At 56.9% G+C, this 24,771-nt stretch carries 15 protein-coding genes, 1 pseudogene and 1 riboswitch; of the genes and pseudogenes, 10 read left to right on the forward strand and 6 right to left on the reverse strand.

Annotated elements, in window-relative coordinates; translation table 11 throughout:
* Positions 1-14: 14 nt before the first annotated feature.
* From M0G74_RS00405 to guaB, 3 genes are all read right to left on the reverse strand, one after another.
* Positions 15-707 (reverse strand): cellulose synthase operon protein YhjQ/BcsQ, encoded by a 693-nt coding sequence (locus tag M0G74_RS00405; protein ID WP_248213318.1) that lies wholly within the window; start codon positions 705-707, stop codon positions 15-17.
* Positions 708-1,694: 987 nt separating this feature from the next.
* Positions 1,695-3,272 (reverse strand): glutamine-hydrolyzing GMP synthase, encoded by a 1,578-nt coding sequence (gene guaA, locus M0G74_RS00410; RefSeq protein WP_160153006.1) that lies wholly within the window; start codon positions 3,270-3,272, stop codon positions 1,695-1,697.
* Between the two features lie 114 nt (positions 3,273-3,386).
* Positions 3,387-4,874, reverse strand: a complete 1,488-nt coding sequence (guaB, locus tag M0G74_RS00415) for an IMP dehydrogenase (RefSeq protein ID WP_160153005.1) — start codon at positions 4,872-4,874, stop codon at positions 3,387-3,389.
* A gap of 160 nt (positions 4,875-5,034) precedes the next feature.
* On the opposite strand from guaB, the gene xseA reads away from it, so the two are divergent.
* The 3 genes and pseudogenes from xseA to M0G74_RS00430 form a co-directional block, all read left to right on the forward strand.
* A complete protein-coding gene (xseA, locus tag M0G74_RS00420; RefSeq protein ID WP_248213325.1) occupies positions 5,035-6,390 on the forward strand; it encodes an exodeoxyribonuclease VII large subunit in 1,356 nt (451 codons plus the stop codon).
* A gap of 92 nt (positions 6,391-6,482) precedes the next feature.
* Positions 6,483-8,753, forward strand: a complete 2,271-nt coding sequence (locus tag M0G74_RS00425) for a transporter substrate-binding domain-containing protein (RefSeq protein WP_248213327.1) — start codon at positions 6,483-6,485, stop codon at positions 8,751-8,753.
* A 456-nt stretch (positions 8,754-9,209) separates the two neighbouring features.
* Positions 9,210-10,877 (forward strand): annotated as a pseudogene (locus tag M0G74_RS00430) (transporter substrate-binding domain-containing protein); the annotation flags it as partial.
* A gap of 238 nt (positions 10,878-11,115) precedes the next feature.
* On the opposite strand, the gene M0G74_RS00435 reads toward M0G74_RS00430, so the two are convergent.
* Both M0G74_RS00435 and M0G74_RS00440 read right to left on the reverse strand, forming a co-directional pair.
* Positions 11,116-12,093: an NAD(P)H-quinone oxidoreductase gene (locus M0G74_RS00435; protein ID WP_248213329.1), complete on the reverse strand. Its 978-nt coding sequence runs from the start codon at positions 12,091-12,093 to the stop codon at positions 11,116-11,118.
* A gap of 108 nt (positions 12,094-12,201) precedes the next feature.
* Positions 12,202-14,490, reverse strand: a complete 2,289-nt coding sequence (locus M0G74_RS00440) for a TonB-dependent receptor (RefSeq protein WP_248213330.1) — start codon at positions 14,488-14,490, stop codon at positions 12,202-12,204.
* A gap of 685 nt (positions 14,491-15,175) precedes the next feature.
* Between M0G74_RS00440 and M0G74_RS00445 the strand changes: the two genes are divergently transcribed.
* Both M0G74_RS00445 and M0G74_RS00450 read left to right on the forward strand, forming a co-directional pair.
* Positions 15,176-16,375, forward strand: a complete 1,200-nt coding sequence (locus tag M0G74_RS00445; RefSeq protein ID WP_248213332.1) for an acyl-CoA dehydrogenase family protein — start codon at positions 15,176-15,178, stop codon at positions 16,373-16,375.
* Between the two features lie 15 nt (positions 16,376-16,390).
* Complete coding sequence (locus tag M0G74_RS00450) at positions 16,391-17,515, forward strand: acyl-CoA dehydrogenase (protein ID WP_248213334.1); 1,125 nt, start codon at positions 16,391-16,393, stop codon at positions 17,513-17,515.
* A gap of 155 nt (positions 17,516-17,670) precedes the next feature.
* Here M0G74_RS00450 and pdxH read toward each other — a convergent pair whose 3' ends face one another.
* A complete protein-coding gene (pdxH, locus tag M0G74_RS00455) occupies positions 17,671-18,309 on the reverse strand; it encodes a pyridoxamine 5'-phosphate oxidase (RefSeq protein ID WP_248215268.1) in 639 nt (212 codons plus the stop codon).
* A 258-nt stretch (positions 18,310-18,567) separates the two neighbouring features.
* Between pdxH and M0G74_RS00460 the strand changes: the two genes are divergently transcribed.
* The 5 genes from M0G74_RS00460 to tdh all read left to right on the forward strand — a co-directional run bounded on the left by M0G74_RS00460 (position 18,568) and on the right by tdh (position 24,731).
* Positions 18,568-20,208 carry a 5-guanidino-2-oxopentanoate decarboxylase gene (locus tag M0G74_RS00460; protein ID WP_248213337.1) on the forward strand — a complete coding sequence of 547 codons (1,641 nt, stop codon included), beginning with the start codon at positions 18,568-18,570 and terminating at the stop codon, positions 20,206-20,208.
* Between the two features lie 62 nt (positions 20,209-20,270).
* Positions 20,271-21,704, forward strand: coding sequence for an aldehyde dehydrogenase family protein (locus tag M0G74_RS00465; protein WP_248213339.1), 1,434 nt, complete (start codon positions 20,271-20,273; stop codon positions 21,702-21,704).
* Between the two features lie 65 nt (positions 21,705-21,769).
* Positions 21,770-21,904, forward strand: a riboswitch (SAM-I-IV-variant riboswitch).
* A gap of 81 nt (positions 21,905-21,985) precedes the next feature.
* Positions 21,986-22,201, forward strand: coding sequence for a hypothetical protein (locus M0G74_RS00470; RefSeq protein WP_160152995.1), 216 nt, complete (start codon positions 21,986-21,988; stop codon positions 22,199-22,201).
* Between the two features lie 295 nt (positions 22,202-22,496).
* Complete coding sequence (locus tag M0G74_RS00475) at positions 22,497-23,696, forward strand: glycine C-acetyltransferase (RefSeq protein ID WP_248215270.1); 1,200 nt, start codon at positions 22,497-22,499, stop codon at positions 23,694-23,696.
* A gap of 9 nt (positions 23,697-23,705) precedes the next feature.
* On the forward strand, positions 23,706-24,731 hold the full coding sequence (gene tdh / locus M0G74_RS00480) for an L-threonine 3-dehydrogenase (protein ID WP_248213341.1): 1,026 nt from the start codon (positions 23,706-23,708) through the stop codon (positions 24,729-24,731).
* The last annotated feature ends 40 nt before the right edge of the window (positions 24,732-24,771 follow it).

The following is a 24,771-nucleotide window of genomic DNA, read 5'->3' on the forward strand; positions in this document are numbered from 1 at the left end:
TATTGGGCGAGATCTTATGCTGGTTGTGGTTCCAGAACTCCTCGTTGGGGCAACCTCTCGCTCACCTGAGCGGATAGCCGGATAAGATCTTGTAATGCAGGGGAAGCCGGTGCATATGCGGATAGCAGTTGCTTGTTTGCGTAGGCTTCCTGGATGGCCATATCGAAATGAATTTCACAGAGAAGCCGATCACCAAACAGTTCTCGCGAAAGGGTTACACCATCTTTGGAGAGCGGTGACCTGAGATCTTTTTTGTTGAGAATGACGTAATCCGATTCATGGACTCGGGCAGTCGCGATCGAACAGGGCTCACAGGCAACTACTTCAAGGCTGAGGCTTATTTGACCGGAATCAAACAGGCTTTCGAGACCACATTGCGCATCGATGATTACGGTGTAATGCAGGTCATTAATGCCGCTGAGCGCCTTCCTGAACAGGGATTCCACACCGGATAACGGGCGAGTGTGGTCGACCTTAAGGCAAAACAGGGTGAAATCATCATGCAGTTTGTATTGCTGGATTTTCCACGGCGGGATTTCGGAGCTGAGCTGGCGAGAGCCGAAAAACACCGGCAACACTGGGCAAAAACTGACCTCGAACAAAACCACTTTCTGCTGTTGACTGAAAAGTTGGTTGGCGAGATTTGCGGCCAGGAATGACTTACCGACGCCGCCGGAGACAGATTTGAGAAGTACTTTTGTGGTCACTGAAATTCCCTCTAGACCTTACTTTTTTCCCGACATAGGAAACCAATACACCAGAAGTGCATATCCTAAAAAATGACGTGAAAATCGGGCTAGATGGCAACCGGCTCCAGGGGAGCAGGCTCTCGTGAACCAAAGACTTGTGCGCGCTTTGCCGCTTCAGATTCCAACAACTCCAAAAACAGAGGCCAGGATCTTACCGCTTTCGCATCCTCTGCTTGTTGTCGGTTACTCGGGCAGTTGGCGGTATTAAAGCCAGTCCAATCTGGCAATGCTTCCAGGTATTGTGAACTCATGGTGTCTAACCTCCCCCAAAATCCTTTTTAACGGTCAGTTCGTTGCCGGTATGTCAGTACCAACTGTTGTGATACATGCACTTTCTGTGCCTAAAGTAACATTTCGGCCGTGATGGTGATAACAGTTGCCGCTGCGCCCTGAACATCCATACTGGGCAGCACTGGCAAGTTATTGATATTTATATAAAAAATTTTTCGAAACATTGCCGCCCGCGACTGACCGTGATTTTTTGGCCTACCACAGGAACACTCCGCAAAATTTCGGCGCCCGTTATAGCGCACTTCGAAACAAGAGTACAGAACCGGGAAGTCTGTACAACAAGATGCGAAAGATGAAGTGTGTCACAAGACTATTGCGGCACCATTACGAAACTGAGCGAAACTACCGTCTCATTTTCCTAAAATGCGCCACCGACTGAATACAGGTCGACGCCTCGGCAAGACGGAGAGCCGCGGGGAGGAAGGAAGGAAGGAAGGAAGGAAGGAAGAAAGGAACGAAGGACAAGCCAGAAAAGACAGATCAAAAGGGAGGGCTTAGCCCCCACCCTTCAGCTAACCACCCCCGGCCGCCGTCGGACGGGGTTTGATCGCATCCTTGCGTATTGTGCGCAAACCCGGTTGATCGCTGGCGCGCAAACGCTTCAAGCATCAACCGGGATTCACAACAGTACTGGCGATTACCAGTGAGGAGCCATTACTCCCACTCAATGGTCGCTGGCGGCTTGCTGGAAACATCGTAGGTCACCCGTGAGATGTGTTCGATCTCATTGATGATACGGTTGGAGACCTTCTCGATCAGCTCATAGGGCAGATGCGCCCAGCGCGCGGTCATGAAGTCGACGGTCTCGACCGCTCGCAGCGCCACCACGTATTCATAGCGGCGGCCGTCGCCCACTACACCGACGGATTTGACCGGCAGGAACACCACAAATGCCTGGCTGGTTTTGTGGTACCAGTCGGCCTTGTGCAGCTCCTCGATAAAGATGGCATCGGCTTCGCGCAAGATGTCTGCGTATTCCTTTTTCACTTCGCCGAGGATACGCACACCGAGACCCGGACCCGGGAAGGGGTGACGGTAAACCATGTCATAAGGCAGGCCCAGTTCCAGGCCAATCTTGCGCACTTCATCCTTGAACAGTTCGCGCAGCGGTTCCACCAGTTCAAACGCCATATCTTCCGGCAAACCACCCACATTGTGGTGGGATTTGATCACGTGCGCTTTACCGGTCTTGGCGGCGGCAGACTCGATCACGTCCGGGTAGATGGTGCCCTGGGCAAGGAATTTCACATCCTTGAGTTTGGTGGCTTCCTTGTCGAAGATTTCGATAAAGGTGTTGCCGATGATTTTGCGCTTGGCTTCCGGCTCGTCTTCACCTGCGAGACGCGAAAGGAACGCCTCTTCTGCATCGGCACGGATAACACGCACGCCCATGTTGTCGGCGAACATCTGCATCACCTGATCGCCTTCGTTCTTGCGCAGCAGGCCGTTGTCCACAAAGACACAGGTAAGCTGATCGCCGATGGCTTTGTGCAGCAGCGCCGCCACAACGGAGCTGTCGACACCGCCGGACAGGCCCAGCAGCACTTTCGAGCTACCCACCTGCTCGCGCACCTTGGCGATGGAGTCTTCAATGATGTTTTCCGGGGTCCACAGTTTTTCACAGCCGCACAGCTCGATCACGAAGTGTTCGTAAATGCGGTTGCCCTGCAGGGTGTGGGTGACTTCCGGGTGGAACTGTACGCCAAAGAAATTCTTTTCCGCGTTGTACATACCAGCGATGGGGCAGGATGGGGTTGAGGCCATCAGCTCGAAGCCCTGCGGCATTTTTACCACTTTGTCGCCGTGGCTCATCCATACATCCAGCAGCGCGCTGCCGCTGTCGTCCAGGTGATCTTTGATGTCGTGCAGCAGTGCGGACTGCCCTTCAACTTTCACTTGGGCGTAACCAAACTCACGCACATTACTGCCTTCCACCGCGCCACCCAGCTGGTGCGCCATGGTCTGCATGCCGTAGCAGATACCCAGTACCGGCACACCCAGTTCAAACACTGCCTGTGGCGCGCGTGGGGAGCCCTCTTCGGGAACAGATTCCGGACCACCGGCGAGAATAATACCCTTGGGGTTGTACTCGCGGATTTCGTCATCGCTCATATCGAATGCGCGAATCTCGGAAAACACGCCCAGCTCACGCACACGGCGGGCAATCAACTGGGTGTACTGGGAACCGAAGTCGAGAATCAGAATTCGGCTGGAATGGATATCTTGGCTCATGGCTTACTCGTAACGGTTTTATAAACGGCAAACGGACCCTGAGAGGTCCGTTTGCGGTTCACTTGAAAGTGCACTTCTGTTTTTTAATCCGCATTGAATGCGGAGTATCAATTTTTAGCGGCCGCCAACAGGATAGTTGGGCGCCTCTTTGGTGATCTGCACATCGTGTACGTGCGACTCACCCATACCTGCAGCCGTCACCCGCACAAATTGCGGACGGTTGCGCATGGTGTCCATATCGACGCTGCCGGTATAACCCATGGCAGAGCGCAGGCCACCCATCATCTGGTGCACGATGGCGGAAATCGGGCCTTTGTAAGGCACGCGACCTTCGATACCTTCCGGTACCAGTTTTTCCGCGCCTTTGCTGGCATCCTGGAAATAACGGTCGGAAGAGCCCTGGGTGCGCGACATGGCACCGAGGGAACCCATACCACGGTAGGACTTATAGGTACGCCCCTGGTACAACTCCACTTCACCAGGCGCCTCTTCGGTACCCGCGAGCATGGAACCCATCATTACCGAGTAGGCGCCAGCAACCACCGCTTTGGAGATATCACCGGAGAAGCGAATACCGCCATCGGCGATCAGCGGCACACCGGTACCCTCAAGGGCCTTGGCCACTTCGGCAATCGCGGTGATCTGCGGCACGCCGATACCAGTCACGATACGGGTGGTACAGATGGAACCGGGGCCGATGCCCACTTTCACGGCGTCCGCACCGGCTTCCACCAGGGCCTTGGCCGCTTCACCGGTGGCAATGTTGCCGCCAATGACATCCACCTGCGGGTGCATTTCCTTGATACGACGCACGCGATCCAGCACGTTTTTGCTGTGACCGTGGGCAGTGTCGACCACCAGAACATCGACACCGGCTTCTACCAATGCCGCAACGCGGTCGTCAGTATCCGGGCTGGTGCCGACAGAGGCGCCCACACGCAGGCGGCCGTCGCTGTCTTTACAGGAGTTGGGATACTGTTCCGCCTTGTTGTAATCCTTGACGGTAATCAGGCCGCGCAGCTCGAACTTGTCGTTCACCACCAGCACTTTCTCAATGCGGTGTTTGTGCAGCAGCTCACGCACCATTTCCGGTGCGGCACCCTCTGCACAGGTCACCAGACGCTCTCTGGAGGTCATGATCTGGGCAACGGGGATATCCAGATTGGTCTGGAAGCGCACATCGCGGCTGGTGACGATACCGACCAGATTACCTTTGTCCATCACCGGTACGCCGGAGATGTTGTGGTGGCTCGTCAGTGCGATCAGTTCACGCACGGTGGCGTCGGACTCGATAGTAATCGGATCCTTGACGACACCGGCTTCGAATTTCTTTACTGCACGTACCGCCAGAGCCTGTTCCTCAATGGACATGCTCTTGTGAATAATGCCGATACCGCCTTCCTGGGCCAGAGCAATGGCCAGACGCGACTCGGTCACGGTATCCATAGCGGCGGACACCAGCGGAATGTTCAGGGTGATATTGCGAGACAGTTTTGTCTTCAGGGAAACGTCTTTCGCCGTGACCTCGGAGTAACCGGGCACAAGTAGGACGTCATCAAAAGTGAGGGCTTCGCGCGCAATGCGCAGACCGGATTCAGACATGGACACTCAAACCTCAAGGGAGCGGGAATGGGTATCGGCGCGATTATAGCCGCAACGATCTCGGAAACAAAAGCCTATTTAGTCTAGATTGGCAAATCTCTTTACGCGGGCACCCATCCTTGCAATATTGGCCGCCTGAAATCGTCCTGAAGAGTCCCAGATGCTACACACCCCCCCCGGCGCGCCTAACCCACTCCCCACCGACGGCCGCCCCGTCCTGTCCGTCAGTGAGCTCAACCGGGAAGTGAAACATCTGCTGGAGGGCAGCGTGCCGCTGCTGTGGATCAGCGGCGAAATATCCAATTTCGCCGCTCCAAGCTCCGGCCACTGGTACTTCACCCTCAAGGACGCTCGCGCCCAGGTGCGCTGTGCCATGTTCAAGGGCCGCAACCGCAGTGTGCGCTTCCAGCCCGGCAATGGTCGCGAGGTGCTGGCGCGCGCCCGGGTCAGCCTGTATGAGGGGCGCGGTGAATTTCAGCTGATTATCGAGCACCTGGAAGAAGCGGGCTTTGGCGCCCTGATGCGCCAGCTGGAAATGCTGAAGGCCAAATTACAGGCCGAGGGCCTGTTTGAGCTGGCGCGCAAAAAGCCTCTGCCCTACCTGCCCACCACCATCGGCATCATCACCTCCCCCACTGGTGCCGCGGTAAGGGACATGATCCAGGTACTGGGACGACGCTACCCGGCCGCGAAAATCGAGCTGATCCCGGTCGCCGTGCAGGGACAGGGTGCTGCCCAGCAGATTGCCAACGCCATTGCACTTGCCGGGCGACTGCAACGTCACGACCTGTTGATCGTCGGCCGCGGCGGCGGTTCCCTGGAGGACTTGTGGTCCTTCAACGAAGAAATTGTTGCCCGCGCCCTGGCCGCCTGCCCAATCCCAACGATTTCAGCCGTGGGCCATGAAACCGACACCACCATTGCCGACCTGGTAGCCGATGTCCGCGCGCCCACCCCCTCTGCCGCCGCGGAGATCGCCAGCGCCAACGCCGCAGCACTCAGCGAGGAAATCGAGGGAGCTCGCTGGCGGCTGACACGCGCCATAGAGTTGCAACTGCGCCACTTGCGACAGCAGGTGCAGCTGGTCGGCAACCGCATCCGCCACCCCCGGGAGCAACTGCAGAACCGCGCGCAGCGGTTGGACCATCTGGAGATTCGACTACAGGCGGCAATGCGCGGCCGCACCCAGGCGAACACCCTGCAACTGGCACAACTGGAGCGTGCCCTGGCGCAAGTTCACCCTCGACAACAGTTGCAGCGTGCGCAGTTACAGCTATCACAGCAAACCCAGCGCCTGCACAAATCCATTGCGTCCCTGCTGCAACACAAGGGCGAGCAGCTAGGCTTCTCCGCCCAGCTGCTCAACAGTGTCAGTCCCCTGGCGGTACTGGATCGTGGCTACGCGATTGTCCAGAATGAACAGAAACAGGTCATACGTCGTGCGCAGGATGTGATTTCAGGACAAAGAGTCCACGCCAGGCTGGCTGAAGGGGAAATTACTGCTGTGGTTGAATGATTGCAGCAGCGGCCATTTCGCACCTCACAACTATTTCTCCACGGTGACCCTAGGATTGCTGAATCGCTTTATTTGCGAAAGCGGAGTAATTCATGGGCGCGATTCTCTCGAAACACCTGCTATTGCCAGTCTTGGTACTCACTCTCTGCGGATTGATTGTCGGGTGCGACAATAAAGCACCCTCCCCCGCACCGGGAAATGAACCACCGCAAGAATTCAAAAAAGAAAGGGACACCCGCTTCGAGAACTACGATGAATCGGGAGACCTGAGCGCATTGAAAAAACGCGGCAGCATCCGCTTCGTCACCCTGGCCACCAGTGAAGAGGATCTGCTTCCCCGCGCAGCCATTGTGACCCAGTTGCACTACCAGCTGGCGGAAGACCTCGCCAAGCGACTCAAGCTCGAACCACACTGGATCGCAGCAGCCTCACCGGAAAAGGCGCTGGAAATGATCAAGAATGGCCGCGCCGATGTTTTTACCGGAAACCTCACCCGCACCGAGGAGCGGGCACAGAATTTTGACCTGACAGAGGCCATAGCGAACTCCCGCCAACAACTGGTTACAGGGCAAAACGGGCCTGACGTTGAGCACCCGGACAAACTCGACAATATTGTTATTTCCATCATGGCGGGCAGCACCTATGTCGCCACCGCCCAGGCGCTGAAACAGAAAATTCCCGGCGCCAAACTTGAGATGCGCGAGCTGCAGAAAAACGACACCGTCGACCAGTTGCTCGACAATATCAACCGCCGAAAAAACGTGGTCACCATTCTCGACAGTAATATTGTGCAGGGGGTAAAAGGCTACCGGGACGACTTCAAGGAGGGCGCTTTCCTCAGTGAGGAAGAAGACATAGTTTGGGCCATGCGCAAAGACTCCCCCGAACTCAGATTGCGCATCAACAACTTTCTCACCAAAAAAATGGTAAAGGCGCCGACTGAAAGGAAGTCCGATTGGGCGTCGATCAAAAAATCCAAGGTGATCCGCTTTCTCACCTACAACGGCCCCACCAGTTACTTCATGTGGAAAGGCACCCTGATGGGTTTCGATTACGACCTCGCCATAGCCTTTGCCGAAAAGCACAACCTTGAGCTGGAGCTGATTGTCGTACCCTATGACCAGGAACTGATCGAATGGCTAAAGGCGGGACGCGGTGACTTTGCGGGCGCCTCGATCACCATCACCGAAGAGCGCAAGGCGCGCGGAGTCGATTTCAGCACGCCCTACATCGAAATGGCCGAGCAGGTCCTGAGCAACAGTGCCAAACCGCCAATCAAAACTGTCCAGGACTTGAATGGTCGCACTCTTACTCTGCGCGCCTTTTCAATTTTTGAGAGCATCGCAAAAGCGCTACAGGATAGCGGCATCCAGGTAAAGATAGAGCTGGCCGAGCCGGAGGTAAGCTACGAGCAAATCGTCAATATGGTCGCAGAAGGTGAGCTGGATGCCACCATTGTCGACGCCGATGCCGCAGAAGTAGGCGCTGCACTGCGGGAGGGTCTTACTGCAGGTCCGGTGGTCAGTGACCCACTCCCCCAAGGCTGGATGGTTCTCAAGGAAAACAAATCCCTGCGGGAGAGAATCGATACCTTTATCAAAGAGTTCAAAGCATCCAAACAGTATGCAAAAAAAGTCAATTACTACTTCAAACCAGATAAGGCAGTCAGCGACAAAATACTAACCCGGATCAGGCCGGGCGAAGACTTGTCGCCTTACGACAAACTCGCAAAAAAGTCTGCGCAGGAACACGAATTTGACTGGCGCCTGATCGTTGCCCAGATGTGGCAGGAGAGCAGCTTTGACCCCAAGGCAGAGTCGCCAGTAGGTGCCCAGGGGTTACTACAGGTTATGCCGCGTACCGCTGAGGAAGTCGGGTATCCACCACCGCTGTTTGAACCCAAGCGCGGAATCGAGGCTGGGGTCAAATACCTGAGCTGGATACGCGAGCGCTTTGATGACGACATCAACCTGGAAAACCGCTTGTGGTTTTCCCTGGCTGCCTACAACGCCGGCATTGGCCACTTGTACGACGCCCAGCGTCTGGCAAAAGACCTGAACCTGGATCCGAATGTCTGGTTCGGAAATGTCGAAACCGCGATGCTCAAACTCTCAGAACCGCGGTATTTCAAAAAAGCCCGCTACGGATATGTGCGCGGCGCTGAGCCGGTTCAGTATGTGCATAACATCAGCAAGCTCTACCGCGCCTACACAGACATATCTCCGGGAGAAGTTGCGTTGCGCCTACGCTACGTGCCGAATTTTACTCACATACCGCGCAGTCGCGCGCCGAGCATGATGCCTTGCAACCCGCTCTTCTGGATATCGCGCTGCGAATCCCCAGTACACACAGGCTTCCATTAAGTCGAGCAACCAGGATTTAGTAAGTTTTCATAACTGCCATGTGCAATATCCATCGCCGCAACGCAGGTCATCGGATATTACCTGCGACGACCTTACCATAGAGCTTGGCAATGGAAACTATTAAAGTCTCAGGGCACTAAAGTGGGAATAGTTATTGCAATAGAAAAAACTCCGTTAAATCGCCGTGCAGCTCTCCTCGGCGCGCTGCTTATAGCACTCTTGACCCTCTGCATTGCAGCATGTGATCGACGCGATTCTGCGTCAGCCCCACATGTATCTGTGCAAGAGATTGAGCAGATTACTTTACCCTCAGACCGCACTGCGAACGAAAACTATATCGAACAGGGAGACCTAGCGGCGATCAAAAAGCGTGGCCTCATCCGATTCGTCAGCTTGACCGGTGACAATCAGCCGATACTTCCCCGTGAAACAATCGTCAATCAGACACACCGACAAATGGCCGAAGACTTTGCCAAAAGAATCGGCCTTCCCACACGCTGGTATATTGCTCAATCTCCGGAACAGGCACTCCGCATGGTACAGGATGGCGAAGTAGATATCGTCGCGGAAAATATGAGTATCACGCCATTACGCCAGGAAGTTGTAGGGTTCAGTATTCCAATATTACAAACTGCGGATGTTTTGATTTCAGGAAAAAATGGTCCAGACATCAGCGATATTGAAAATCTGGTGGGAACGGAATTTATCGTCCTTGCCGGCAGCACCTACGCCGACCGGGCCCACGCCCTCGTTGCCAAATATCCCGATGCCAACTTTTCGGTCCGCGAAGTATATTTGACGGATAAACGAGACACCGTGTTTGACATGGTTTCTGAAGTAGACAACGCGGTGACCATCCTGCATCGAAACCTCGCAGAAGAAACGTTGCAGTACCGCGATGATTTGAAGGTTGGCGCCACCGTGGGACCGGAGCAAAATATCGCCTGGGCTATCCGCAAGGACGCAGTGCGCCTGAAAAGCCGCATCAATAACTTTCTTACCCGAACACTGGTCAATGCTGTTCCGGAACGCACATCCCACTGGTACGCCATCAAAGAATCGGGAGTGATACGTTTCGCTACCTATAACGGACCCACCAGTTATTACCTGTGGAAAGGTGTCTTGCGCGGCTTTGACTACGACATGGCAAAGGCTTTCGCCGATAAGCACAAACTGCAGTTACAAATCGTTGTGGTACCCAACGAAGAAGACCTTGTGGATTGGGTGGTGGATGGACGAGCGGATATTGCCGGCGCCTCTACAACAATAACCCAGAGCCGTATTGAACGGGGAGTAACCTTCAGCTCGCCATTTATCGAAACCACCGAGAAAATCATCAGCAACCGGAAGTACCCCAAAATCGAAACCCTTGACGACTTGCGGGGAAGAACTATCACCCTGCGCGCTTACTCCTCATTTATCCAAACCGCGCGAAAATTGCGGGAGCACGGTGTCGATATAAATGTCCAAGTGGCCCCCGCCGAAATGTCATTCGAGGAAGTGCTTAACAAAGTCGCCGAGGGACACTTTGAGGCCACCATTGAGGACGGATACATCGCTGATATTCAGGCGGCCCTACGCCCGGAATTGCTCATCGGCCTGCAGGTTAGCGAGGGCCAACAACAGGGGTGGATGGTCAAGCAGGGACACAAAGACCTCTTGCGACAGTTCGACCGGTTTATTAAGGGATTTAGCAAAAGCAAAGAGTTTGACAACCTGCTCGCGGCCTATTTCGAGCCGGATAAGCATCTGGTGCAAAGAATCTCCGCGCGGGTGATACCAGGTGAAGCACTGTCTCCCTACGACAGGATTGTGCAGGCATCGGCGCTTGAATATAACTTTGACTGGCGCCTGATTGTCGCGCAAATGTGGCAGGAGAGTAACTTCAACCCGAAAGCGGTATCACCTGTAGGCGCCCAGGGACTTTTGCAGGTCATGCCACGCACGGGTGAAGATATGGGCTTTCCGCCACCACTCTTCGACCCGGAAAAGAACGTCAAGGCTGGCGTTAAATATATGGAGTGGGTCCGCAATCGCTTCAAGGCCCCCCTCCCAGTCAGTGAGCAACTGTGGTTTACCCTCGCGCCTTACAATGCCGGGCTAGGCCACCTTTTGGATGCCCAACGTCTTGCGAAAAGTATCGGTCTCGATCCCAACAAATGGTTCGACAATGTGGAGGTTGCCATGCTCAAGCTCTCCGAACCGAAGTACTTTCAACAGGCGCGCTACGGCTATGTGCGCGGCTCAGAACCTGTCGCCTACGTACGTAAGATCAGCAGGCTTTATCAGGCCTACACCAATGTCGCTTCCGGTGAACTGATTTTAGGCGCGGTATCTGTCCCGGGGAGTCTGTTGGCGACGATTATGGCGTCAGCACAATTTTGCCAATATGGTCACTCGACTCCATCAACCGATGTGCGTCCGCCACGTCTTCCAGTGCAAACGTGGCCGCCATCACCGGACGAATTTTGCCCGCCTCTATCAGCGGCCACACTCTCTTCTCCAGGTCCCGGGCAATAGCGGCCTTTACTTCCGGTGACTGCGGGCGCAGGGTCGACCCGGTCAGGGTCAGTCGCTTCAGCATCACTGGCAGCATATTGACCTCGACTTTGGCTCCATTGAGATACGCAATATTGACGATGCGGCCGTCTTTGGCGGCCGCACGGATATTGCGATCGACATAGTCTCCGCCGACCATATCGAGAATCACATCGGCGCCTTTGCCATCGGTGTATTCCATGACGGCCGCTACAAAGTCCTGCTCACGGTAGTTGATGGCACGCTCTGCGCCCAGATCCTTGCAGGCCGCACATTTTTCGGCAGAACCAGCGGTAACCAGAACCCTGGCCCCCAGCTCCCGCGCAATCTGAATCGCTGCAGTTCCGATACCGGAAGACCCCCCGTGCACGAGCAACACCTCGCCGGGTTCCAGTTTCGCTCTGTGTATCAGGTTGCTCCAGACGGTAAAAAACGTTTCCGGCAGAGCTGCTGCCTCGATAACGCTCAGCCCTTTCGGGATCGGCAGGCACTGCTCCTCCGGCGCCAGAGCCAATTCCGCATAGCCGCCACCGTTGGTCAAAGCGCACACAGAATCTCCCGCCTGCCAGCGGCGGACATCCTCACCGACGGCCACTACTTCACCGGCGACTTCCAACCCCAGAACCGGGGAGGCCCCCGGGGGCGGTGGGTAAAAGCCGGCACGCTGGACGATATCCGGGCGGTTGACGCCAGCCGCGGCGACTTTGATCAACACCTGCCCAGGCTCAACCTGGGGCGATGGTCCCTCGACCAATTGCATGTTTTCCGGGCCACCGTTTTCGGGCAGATCGATATAGCGCATCCGTTTTCTCCCACCGTGTAATTTGTGCAGTAATCAGTGCACCAGATCCTACAACAAAAAAGCCCGGCAGAGCCGGGCAAAAAGACTGGAGGTGAGGTGAGATAAAACTCAGATGTCGTAGTTCAACTCGATACCCACGATGCGACCGCGGTTGATCGGCGTAAAGGTAGAGTTGGGGCCCAGGGTTACCGGTCCCAACATACCCGGCAGCTGGGTATCGTTACCTTCGCTGACTTCATCCAGCATGTTTTTGCCGAACAGGGCCAGGCGGTAACTGCCGGAATCCGGGGTGAAACCGATGCTGAAGTCCACCATCTCCACTTCGCTCAGCATACCGGCGTTGTTGTCGGTATAGGCGGAGGCGTCGCGGTGGTTGTAGTTGATCCGCGAGGTCAGCGCGCCCCAGCTGCCGAGCTGCAGGTCATGCACCATGCCCACACCGTAGGTCCAGGGGGCGAGACGGGGAATTTCCAGCCCGTAGTCTGCACCGTCCACCACACCGTCACCAGTGAGATCTAGCCAGATATCGTCGTACTCACCATCGACATAGCCCACATTCATGGTCATCAGCAGTGAATCGGTCAAGCCGGCCATCATTTCAAACTCGGCGCCGCGAATGGTCGCGTCGGCGGTATTGCGAATCAGCTGGGCCACACCGGCGGTGGCACTGGGCAGGTTCACTTCCCGCTGCATGTCGTCGATGGTGTTGTGGAACAGCGCCATATTGGTTTTTACCCGGCCATCCAGCCACTGGGTCTTGGCACCAATCTCGAAGCTGTTCTGCTCTTCCTGATCGGTCGGCCCCGGGGATTCACCAAAGGCGGTATTGCGCATGTTGTAACCACCACTGCGGAAACCTTTGGTCCACACCGCATAGGCCTGTGCAGAATTACTGATCAGCCACTGCATCCCCACTTTCGGGGTGAAAGCACTCCACTCCTCGGTATCGCTGAAGTCATAAGTGGTGCAACCCTCCCGGTCACAACCATTGCCGGGGATAATGGAGGCGATATCGGCGCTCTTCTCCTCGCTGGAGTAGCGGCCGCCCAGGGTCAGTACCCAGGAATCGTTCAGGTCGATGTCGGCCTGGGTAAAGACACCCATTGCGGTGTGATCCTGAACACCACCACCGGCCATCACCAGCGCGCCACCGAGCAGGTCGCGCTCTTCGATATATTTCAGGTCCTGGGTAAACCAGTAGACACCGCTGGTGATCGCAGTAGCACCAAAACGACCGGAGTAGCGCAGCTCATTACTCAACTGATCCTGGTCAATCAGGCTATAGGAGTGGAACAGGTGTACCGGCAGGGAGTCGATATCCCCTTCACCGTCGGTCTCGTAATCCCGCCAGGCGAGGATGTTGGTGATGGTACCGCTGCCGAAGGCCACATCCCGGTTGTACTCGGCAATTGCCTGGGTCCAGTCGGTTTCAGCCCAGCCTTCGTTGTCAATCGCCACCTCAAAGGAGTCTTCACTGTTATCCCAATCGGTAACCCCCACAGATGCTGCGATCAATGGCGAAAAATCACCGCGGTTTTGACCGATGGGCCCGTCCGCGTCCACATGACCGGACTCGAGGCGCACGATCAGATCGGCCGACTCGCCGAGGTCAACAGTAAAGCTGGGGCGCACAAACCACGTGGTGGAAGCGCCCAGGTTATCGTTACCGTTAAATTTGTTTTCAAACCAGCCTTTGTCGTCGCTGTAGTAGGCTGTCAGGCGACCATTCACGGATTCACTGATCTTGCCGGAAACGGTACCCGCCAGGTTGGTTTCCTGCTGGGCCGTGGTCGAGAAGCGGATCTTGCTGGCAAACTCCTCGGTGGGCTTGGCGGTCTTGACCACCACCGCACCGCCGGTGACGTTGCGCCCGAACAAGAGCCCCTGCGGGCCACGCAGTACTTCGATCCCTTCCAGGTCGAACAGATCCAGGATTACACCGGCGTTGATCCCCATGTACATACCGTCGACAAAGACACCTACGGTGGGGTCAATGGACGGGATGGAGCTGTTCACCCCCAGGCCACGCACAGTGAAGTTGGCGGTGCTTTTGATGGTGCCGGCATCGTCCATCTGCACATTGGGCATTTTGAATGCGAGGCTTTCCAGGTCGCGGGTCTGCAGGGCTTCCAGCTGGTCGCCAGAGTAGGCCGTCGCTGCGACAGGGACATCCTGCAGGCGCTCAGCGTCCCCGCGCTTGCGCGCAACAACCTGGACCTCTTCCAGCAGGGTATCGACAGAGTTTCCTGCGGCGTGCGCCGTACCCACACCGCATGCAAGCGACATCGCAGCGAAGGAGCAGGCCGAGGCCAGTACCAGATTCCTGGAATTGGATGTTTTGACTTTCGCTGTATTGGAACAGTCGTGTGAGGTGAAAGCGTCAGATTGGCTTCCCATGTTTTCTCTCCATTGCACCGAGTTATTTTTATGTAATTTCCAGCAACAGAACTGCGGTAATCGCTACTGTACCGCTCGCTGTTGATCCCTACCAGCGAATCAGTCCAGCAAACCGTCCTGTTTACTATCGACCCCGTGAACCACCGCATATTGAGGCCGACAGCGGAAAGACTACTAGAGGTTTTTCCGTTACAAAAGTTTATTTTTTTGAGTAATTCATTCCGCTTATCCCGAACAACGCAAAACGTAAGTTACGGAAATAGTCCCATATGAATGACTCTGCCGTCACAATTAGAAACCACCGGGGTTTGTTTCCGGACTTCTCCAAATTGCTACCGGGGCAGCAATCGCGAGAATGAGTGATTCCTTAGGTAACAGTTTATCGCTCACCCCCTATTGCACAGAATAATAATGAGTATCCACAGTACAAATAGGTCAGCTGGCATCATCGAGTGTGTGCCCGGCGCTACCTTCACACCATAACCTCTTCGGTAAAGTTTGCCTGACGGTCAACTGCCACACTCCAACTTCACGGCCAGGGCGGATACCGGAACGGGAAGCTGGCTGAAATCCTCAAACGAATCTGAAACGACTGCCATTACCCCGGCGGTAGTGGCACAGGTTTGTTGCAGGCGCCAATCTGTAAGCCAACACATCCAGAAAAAGTATTGGGGGTCACTCGATTGTGAACAGCGAGTACACGCCGGAAGAGCAGGCATTTCGCCGCAGTGTAAGGCAGTTTTTACAGGAAAATTTGCCGGAAGATATTCGTCGAAAAACCTTGCTCGGCATGCACCTGGAAAAGGAAGACTGCGTGCGATGGCAGAAAATTCTATACCAGCAAGGCTGGGCCGCCGTCAACTGGCCAGAGGAGTACGGCGGTACCGGCTGGACCGCCACACAAAAGAATATTTTTGAAACCGAATGTGCCCTCGCCGGTGCACCGGAGGTTATCCCCTTCGGTATGAAAATGGTGGCACCGGTGATCTTCTCATTTGGTAACGATGAGCAAAAGCAGCGCTTCCTGCCCGACATTCTCGCCAGCAATGTATGGTGGTGCCAGGGCTATTCGGAACCCAATGCCGGCTCCGATCTCGCCTCGCTGAAAACCACGGCCTACCGCGACGGCGACCACTACATCGTCAATGGCACCAAAACCTGGACCACCCTGGCCCAGTACGCCGACTGGATTTTCTGCCTGGTACGCACCGGTACGCCCGCAGAGAAAAACCAGACAGCGATCAGTTTCCTGCTCATCGACATGCACACCCCGGGAATCTCCCTGTCCCCTATTCTGACCCTGGATGGCTATCGCGAGGTCAATGAAGTCCACTTCGACAATGTGCGGGTACCGGTAGAGAACCGAATTGGCGATGAGGGCAAAGGCTGGACCTACGCCAAGGTACTCTTGACCCACGAGCGCACCAACATAGCGCGGGTTGCCCAGTCCCGCTGCCAGCTACAGAGAGCCCGTCAGCTGGCCGAAAACACCCCTGACAGTGCCGGCATATTGATGGATAACCCGGTGTTTGCACACAAATTTGCCGAAGTTGAAATTGAACTCCTGGCTCTGGAGTACACCGAACTGCGCACCCTGGACGCCATTCGCACCGGCCAGGCACCGGGACCCGAGTCCTCCATCCTGAAGATCAAGGGCACCGAGCTGGCCCAGTCCATCGATGAGCTGCACGCGGAAATTGCCGCTTGTGGCGGCATGCCCTATGTCCCCTGGCAGCTGGACGAAGGGTTTGATGGCGAACGGGTGGGATCGGACTCTGCGGTAAACAGCTGGCTGCGCTATTTCAATAATCGCAAGTCATCCATCTACGGCGGCAGTAACGAAATCCAGAAAAACATTATCTGCAAGGCCGTGCTGGGCCTGTAACCGGAGGAAATCCCCATGGACTTTTCTTTCAGCGAAGAACAACAACTACTGCGCGATAGTGTGATTCGGTTTATTCGCCAGGACTACGCCTTTGAACATCGCCAGAAAACCGTAACCAGCAACGCGCCCTTCAATCGCGATCACTGGCAGCAGTTCGCAGAACTCGGTTGGCTGCTGGTGCCCTTTACCGAGGAGGACGGTGGCCTGGGCGGGTCCGCGGTCGACCTGATTGTGGTCATGGAAGAGTTTGGCAAAGGGATGGTCGTCGAACCGCTGCTGGCCAGCGCGATTCTGGCCGGGGGCCTGATTGCCGAGGCGGGATCACCAGCGCAGAAAAACGACTGGCTGCTGCCCCTGATGGAAGGCTCCCTGCAACTGGCGTTTGCATTCGCGGAGCCACAACATCGCTTTGACCTTGCCAATATTGCCACCAGCGCCAAAGTAGATGGGGACAACTTGGTCCTGCAGGGGCATAAAACCCTGGTATTAAACGGCGCTGCCGCCGATACCCTGCTGGTATCCGTACGCACCGACGATGCCGACAATGCCGAGGGCGTCAGCCTGCTGCTGGTGGACGCCAAGAGCCCGGGTGTTACCCGCAACAGCTACAAAACGGTCGATGGCCATAACGCGGCGGAAATTTATTTTGACCAGGTACGCGTACCCGCAGCCAATCTCCTTGGACGCGCAGGCCATTCCCTGCCCGCGATCGAAAAAATCATCGACCGCGCCACCCTCGCCATTTGCGCCGAAGCCGTGGGCGCCATGGAAAGTGCGCTGGAAAAAACAGTGGAGTACACCCGCACCCGCAAGCAGTTTGGCACCAGCCTGTCCAGCTTCCAGGCCCTGCAGCACCGTATGGCAGATATGTTTATTGAATGCCAACAGGCGCGCTCGATCCTGATGATGGCCGCCATGCAGTTGGATGCCAACGACGGCTTGGCGCCGAAAGCGGTATCTGCCGCAAAAAGCAGAATTGGCAAGGCCGCGCGCAAGGTGGGACAGGAAGCGGTGCAATTGCACGGCGGTATCGGGGTCACCGATGAACTGGATGTGGCACACCTGTTCAAGCGCCTGACCAGCATCCAGTATCTGTTTGGCAGCACCGATTACCATACCCAGCGCTTTATCAGCGCCTGACTGGAATCGGGAAGGTAAAGGCGAAAGGCGAAAAAACGGCATAGCAAAGAGGCTATGCCGTTCGCGACTCCATCGCACTATCTATCAATACTGCTATCAATACTCACTATCCATACGCGATCAGGACTCAATCAAGTGCTAAATCAAGGATGACATCAGGGGCTCAACCGCTCCACCTGCCACTCACCGTCATCCATGGCACGGAACACGAAACGATCGTGCAACCGCGACGCCCTGCCCTGCCAGAACTCCACCGCATGGGGCGCAATTCGGTAGCCCCCCCAGAATTCTGGCCGCGGCACCTCATCACCATCAAAGCGCTGGCGGCACGCCTCGAACTGCTCTTCCAATACCTGACGAGAGACAATCGCATCACTTTGATGGGAGGCCCAGGCCGCTATCTGGCTATCTCTCGGACGGGTACGAAAATAGGCATCCGCCTCTTCGTCCGTTAACTGCTCGGCGACACCGCGGACGATGACCTGCCGCTCCAGGAAATGCCAGGGAAACAGCAGGGATACCTTGGGGTTGGCGGTAATATCCCAGGCCTTCTGGCTTTTGAGGTTGGTGTAAAACACAAAGCCGCGGGCATCAAAGCCTTTCAATAACACAATACGCTGGGACGGCTGACCGGAGGCATCCGCGGTACTGAGGCACACCGCGCTGGGATCGGAAATATCGGCCCGCACGGCCTCTTCCAGCCAGGCGTTGAACTGGCTCATCGGGTCATCCGCCAGGTCACCGCGTTCCAAACCACCCTGAAGATACTCGCGTCGCCACTGATCAATTTCCATCGCTGTCATATCCTTACTGCTGATTCTTGTACTGGGAATTCAAAATAACCTGGCAGCAAGTTTACGCAGTTGCGTGCCAAATCCAAATTCGCGCAATTTTCCCCGCCATGCCCGGTGACTACACTCAATTATCCCGCGAATTCTGCGCGTCAGACGCAGACTCTGCGGGTGCTTGCAGGACTTTTTTACGCCCGGTAGGCTCCAGCGCAATGACGGGCTTGTAACCGTTTGAAATAAAAAATTCAGGGTATGCCGCCAATGCAATCAACTGACCATCCTGCGACCGAGCAACCGAACACATCTCCCAGTTGTGCCCAGGTGCTGATGCACCTGCTGCGCCAGTACGGTGTAGATACCGTATTTGGTATTCCCGGGGTTCACACCATCGAACTCTATCGCGGCCTCCCCGGCAGCGGCTTGACCCATATCACCCCGCGCCACGAACAGGGTGCGGCTTTTATGGCGGATGGCTACGCCCGCGCCAGCGGCAAGCCCGGCGTCTGCTTCCTGATCACAGGCCCCGGCGTCACCAATGCCGCCACCGCCATGGCCCAGGCCTATTCCGACTCCATTCCCATGCTGGTCATCAGCGCGGTCAACCGCCGCCAGGACCTGGGCATGGGACGCGGGCGCCTGCACGAACTGCCGAACCAGCAGGATGTCAGTCGCGGCTTCTGCGTCTGGCAACATACGGTTTCCACTGCTGAGCAACTGCCGGAAGCCCTGGCGCGCGCCTTCCAGGTGATGCGTGCGAGCCGCCCGGGCCCGGTACATATCGAAATACCCATCGACCTGTTTCCCGCACCGATGCCCGGCCAGCTGGGCAACTACCGCGCCGCCCCCGCACCCACGCTGCCCGCCGCGGGTCCCGATGCTGTCGAGACTGCCGCCAAGTGGCTGGCAGGTGCCAAGAGCCCGGTCATCCTGCTCGGCGGCGGCGCCCAGCACTGCGCTGAAGCCACTACGGCACTGGCGGAAAAACTGGCGGCACCGGTATTCCAGTCACTGGCGGCGAAAGGCATCGTCGACGAGCGTCACCCGCTGTGCGGCGGCGCCAACCTGAGCTTCAACGGCGTGCGCGAGCATATTGAAAATGCGGACGTGGTGCTGGCCATTGCCACGGAGCTCGCGGAAACCGATCGCAACCTGGTGCGCGAGGACTATCGTTTCAAGGGCAAATTAATTCGCGTCGATATAGACCCGGCACAACTGACCTGCAACGCCACGCCGGACCTGGCCATCTGTGCCGACGCCAAGACCACCATTGAACAGCTTCTCCGCGTGCTGCCTGAAGCCAGTGAAAAACAGCGGCAAAGTGTCGCCGCGAAACTGCAAGAGCTGATCCGCGGTTGCCGCAGCGAATGGTGGCCCGGATCCGAGAGCCGCTACCCCTGGGTGCAGGCGCTGCGCGATGCGCTGCCGGAAGACGGCATTCTGGTGACCGACTCCACCCAGCTGGCCTACAACACCAACCACGCCCTGCCCCTGTTCCAGCCCCGCAGTCACCTCACCTGCACCACCGGCTACGGCACTCTGGGCTTTGCCCTACCCGCAGCCATCGGCGCAGCGCTGGCCAGCCCGCGCCCGGTAATCGGTTTGATTGGCGACGGCGGCATCATGTTTACCCTGGGCGAACTGGCGGCCGCGGTGGAACAGCAACTGGCACTGCCGATTCTGGTGTGGAACAACAGTGGCTACGGCGAAATCCGCGATTTTATGGATGAAGCGGCAGTAGAGCAGGAGGGCGTCAACCTGCGCGCGCCGGACTTCGTCGCCCTCGCCCGCGCCATGGGCGCCGAGGGCTGCCGAATCGATACGCCGGAACAGTTGAGCGAAGCGGTGGCCTCCGCATTTGCGCGGAAAACGCCGACATTGATCGAAATCACCGCTCCGGATTAAACCAGGGTTGCAGTGGATAACCTGGCGATAACGTTTTTCAAAATACACTCAGTGGAAGAACCATGACCGATCTGAACAAACTGCCAACGGATAAGCTCTATATCAACGGCGAATGGCGCGACTCCAAGGGCGGCAACCTGCACGCCGTCGTTAATCCCGCCACCGAAGAAGTCCTGTGTGAAGTCATCCAGGGCACACTGGAAGATGTCGACGACGCGGTTGCCGCCGCCAAGGCCGCCTTCAAGGAGTGGCGCCACAGCCGCGCCGCCAAACGCCAGGCCCTGATGCACGCCATCGCCGACGGTATGGAAGCGCGCAAACAGGACCTGATCGACGCCGTATCCCAGGCATTGGGCTGCCCGCCGCACATCACCGAATGGCTGCATATCGACGGCCCTATTTACGCTATGCGCTATTACGCCGACCGCGCGGAGATGATGGAAAAAACAGAGAAAGCCGCGCACTCGGTTGTACTGCGCGAACCTGTCGGGGTTTGCGGATTCATCACACCCTGGAACTATCCTCTGCACCAGTTCGTGGGCAAGGTGGCACCGGCACTGGCGGCGGGCTGCACCATGATCCAGAAGCCCTCGGAAATGACGCCGCTGCAGGATTACGTGATGGCGGAAATCATCGACGCCGCCGGCCTGCCTGCGGGTGTCTTCAATCTGGTGCCCGGTGCAGGTCCCATTGTCGGCGCCGCACTTTCCAGCCACAATTACATCGACATGGTCTCATTCACCGGCTCTACCCGCGCCGGTATCGAAGTCGCGAAAAATGCCGCCCCGACCGTCAAACGGGTCACCCAGGAACTGGGCGGGAAATCGCCCTTCATCATCACCCCCGACGCCGACCTGGAAGCTGCCGTGCGCTGGGGCTGCGAAGATGTCTTTATCAATAGCGGCCAGACCTGCACCGCCCTGACCCGCATGCTGGTACCCGCAGAGCGCTACGAAGAAGCGGTGAACATTGCCAAACGTGTGGCCGAGGAAATCGCCATGGGCACCGACAAAGACGCCTATATGGGCCCCCTCTCCTCGGCACGCCAGCGAGAAATCGTGCGCAGCTATATCGAAAAAGGCCTCAATGAAGGTGCGCGCATGGTCACCGGTGGCAGTGAAATTCCGGAAGGTTTTGCCAAAGGCTTCTACGTCAAACCCACCGTCTTTGCCGACGTCACCAACGACATGACCATCGCCCGCGAAGAAATCTTCGGCCCGGTCACCTGCCTGATTCCCTACCAGGATTTGGACGAAGCCATCCGCATTGCCAACGACACCGAATACGGGCTCTCCAGCGGCGTCTGGGCCAAAGACGCCGAGGCTGCCATGCCCGTGGTACGCCGCATCGAAGCCGGCCTCTGCTTCGTCAACGGCGGCGAGTTCAACTACGATGTCCCCTTCGGTGGATACAAGCGTTCCGGCAATGGCCGCGAGTTCGGCGAAGCCGGTCTGGACGAGTTTATTGAACTGAAATCCGTACAACTTCCCGGATAAAATCCTGACGCGCCGCCACTACCGGCGGCGCGGTTGACTGCCCGTTCCGCCGCCGCTATCTTTGCCCCCGACATCAAGAGAGTGGCTGACGCCAACGCCAACCTGCCTACCGGGGCAAGGTGGTTTCTCGTCACAGACTGTAACCAGTTACAGCCTGTGGAGAGGATGGGGCTCTCGCTGGACCAACCATGGTTACAGCGTTGCAATCCTACCGGGATGCGATTTTTTTACTGACGAATCGCCTCTTCCGCCGTCAGCCCTCCAGAATTTTTGGAGGGAACATGTCCGACTTTACGCTATCCAGCACCGACGTTATCGAAATCCAGATTGCCCCCCAGCGCAGCCGCACGGCCGTAAGGGCAGTCAAACGCAGCGATAAGCTTCTGCTGTGGCAACTACTGTTCGACTCAACGGAAGACGCGCTGGCCTTCGCTACCCACTGCCGCGCCAGCGACGCACCGGTCACTGCCCACAAGGCTTGTGAGCTGGTGGGATAAACCGAATAAACCGTGTCGGTGGGGCAATCTCGTTATAGAAGAGCGCCCAACCTACACTTACGGCTGAATTTTCAACGTTGGTGAATCAACGTTTGAGCTTTATGCGCAGGTGTCGATACCGGGTGTGCCCTTGTGAGACCGTCTGCGGCCAGGACGGCCGCAGCCGAGCCCCCATGGATGGGTCTACGGCGTGTCTCACAAGGGCACACCCGGTAGCGGCACCGCCACCAAAGTTGTTCATGCCCGCTCTATTTCTCTACTGCCAAAAGCACTGACAGGAGCCAATAAAAACGCCATGTCCAAGCCCGAGCAATTTTTCCAGCACCTGCGCGACGAACTGAAACAGATTGAGGCGGATGGCCTCTACAAGCGCGAGCGCATTATCACCTCCCAACAGAGCGCCGAGATCCAGGTCAACAATGACACCCAGGTACTCAACTTCTGCGCCAACAACTACCTCGGGCTCGCCAACCACCCCGACCTGATCGAAGCCGCCAAAGAAGGCCTCGACCAGTACGGCTTCGGCATGGCCTCCGTGCGCTTTATCTGCGGTACCCAGGACATCCACAAGGCACTGGAATCCCGCCTGTCCGAATTCTTGCAGACCGAAGACACCATCCTTTACACCTCCTGCTTCGACGCCAACGGCGGTTTGTTCGAAACACTGCTGGGTCCGGACGATGCCATCATCTCCGACGCCCTCAACCACGCCTCCATCATCGACGGCGTGCGACTGTGTAAAGCCAAGCGCTTCCGCTACGCCAACAACGACCTGGCAGACCTGGAAGAACAATTGAAAGCCGCGGACGCCGCCGGCGCCAAAACCAAACTGATCGCCACCGACGGCGTCTTTTCCATGGACGGCGTCATCGCCAACCTCAAAGGCCTCTGCGACCTGGCAGACAAATACAACGCCCTGGTAATGGTGGACGACTCCCACGCGGTCGGCTTCCTGGGCGCCCACGGCCGCGGCACCCACGAATACTGCGACGTGGTTGAACGCGTGGACATCATCACCGGCACCCTGGGCAAAGCCCTCGGCGGCGCCTCCGGCGGTTTCACCTCCGGCCGCAAGGAAATCATCGACCTGCTGCGCCAGCGCTCGCGCCCTTACCTTTTCTCCAACTCGGTAGCCCCCGCCATCGTCACCGCCTCCCTGAAGGTACTGGACATGCTGGTGGAAGGCGGCGAGCTGCGCGAACAACTGCAGGAAAACTCCCAGTATTTCCGCAAGCGTATGACCGAAGCGGGCTTTACTCTCGCCGGTGCCGACCACGCCATTATCCCGGTCATGATCGGTGATGCCGCACTGGCACAGAAGATGGCCGACAAAATGCTGGAGAAAGGCATTTACGTGGTGGGTTTCTTCTACCCGGTGGTCCCCAAGGGCCAGGCCCGCATCCGCACCCAGATGTCTGCAGCGCACACCCGCGAGCAACTGGACCGTTGCATTGATGCCTTTATTGAAGCCGGCAAAGAACTCGAGATTATTTAAGCGGTAGTTATGAAAGCATTATCCAAACTCAAGTCGGAACCCGGCATCTGGATGACCGATGTCGAGGTACCCGAGCCAGGTCACAATGACCTGTTGATCAAGATCCGCAAGACTGCCATCTGCGGCACAGACATGCACATTTACCACTGGGACGAGTGGTCGCAAAAGACCATTCCGGTACCCATGGTGGTGGGCCACGAGTATGTGGGTGAAGTCGTCGGTATGGGCCAGGAAGTGGCCGGCTTTAAAGTGGGCGATAGAGTCAGTGGCGAAGGCCATATCACCTGTGGCCATTGCCGCAACTGCCGCGCCGGCCGCCGCCACCTGTGCCGCAACACCTACGGTGTGGGCGTGGATCGCCAGGGCGCGTTTGCGGAATACCTGGTGATTCCCGCACTCAATGCCTTCAAAATCCCGGACAATATTTCCGACGAACTGGCTTCCATTTTCGACCCCTTCGGCAACGCCGTGCACACTGCGCTGTCGTTTGACCTGGTAGGCGAAGATGTCCTGATCACCGGCGCCGGCCCCATCGGTATCATGGCCGCGGCGGTAGCGCGCCACGTAGGCGCGCGCCATGTGGTCATTACCGATATCAACGATTACCGCCTGGAGCTGGCGAAGAAAATGGGCGCAACGCGCACCGTCAATGTCAGCAAGGAAAAACTGCCGGATGTAATGAAAGACATCGGCATGACCGAAGGTTTCGACGTGGGGCTGGAAATGTCCGGTGTCGCTGTCGCTTTCCGCGATATGCTGTCGGCCATGAACCACGGCGGCAAGATTGCAATGCTGGGGATTCCCCCAGGTGAGATGGCAATCGACTGGAGCCAGGTAATCTTCAAAGGCCTGATTCTTAAGGGAATCTACGGTCGCGAAATGTTTGAGACCTGGTACAAGATGGCCAGCCTGATTCAGTCCGGCCTCGACCTGTCTCCGATCATCACCCACCAGTTCCCGGTAGATGAGTTCCAGACTGGTTTTGACACCATGGGTTCTGGGGAATCCGGAAAGGTGATTCTTAACTGGCAATAATACGGCTTGCGGGCTTCAGGGTACTGCTCTGAAGCTGGCC

Origin of the sequence: Microbulbifer sp. CAU 1566 (assembly GCF_023156515.1) — a bacterium.
GTDB lineage: Bacteria > Pseudomonadota > Gammaproteobacteria > Pseudomonadales > Cellvibrionaceae > Microbulbifer.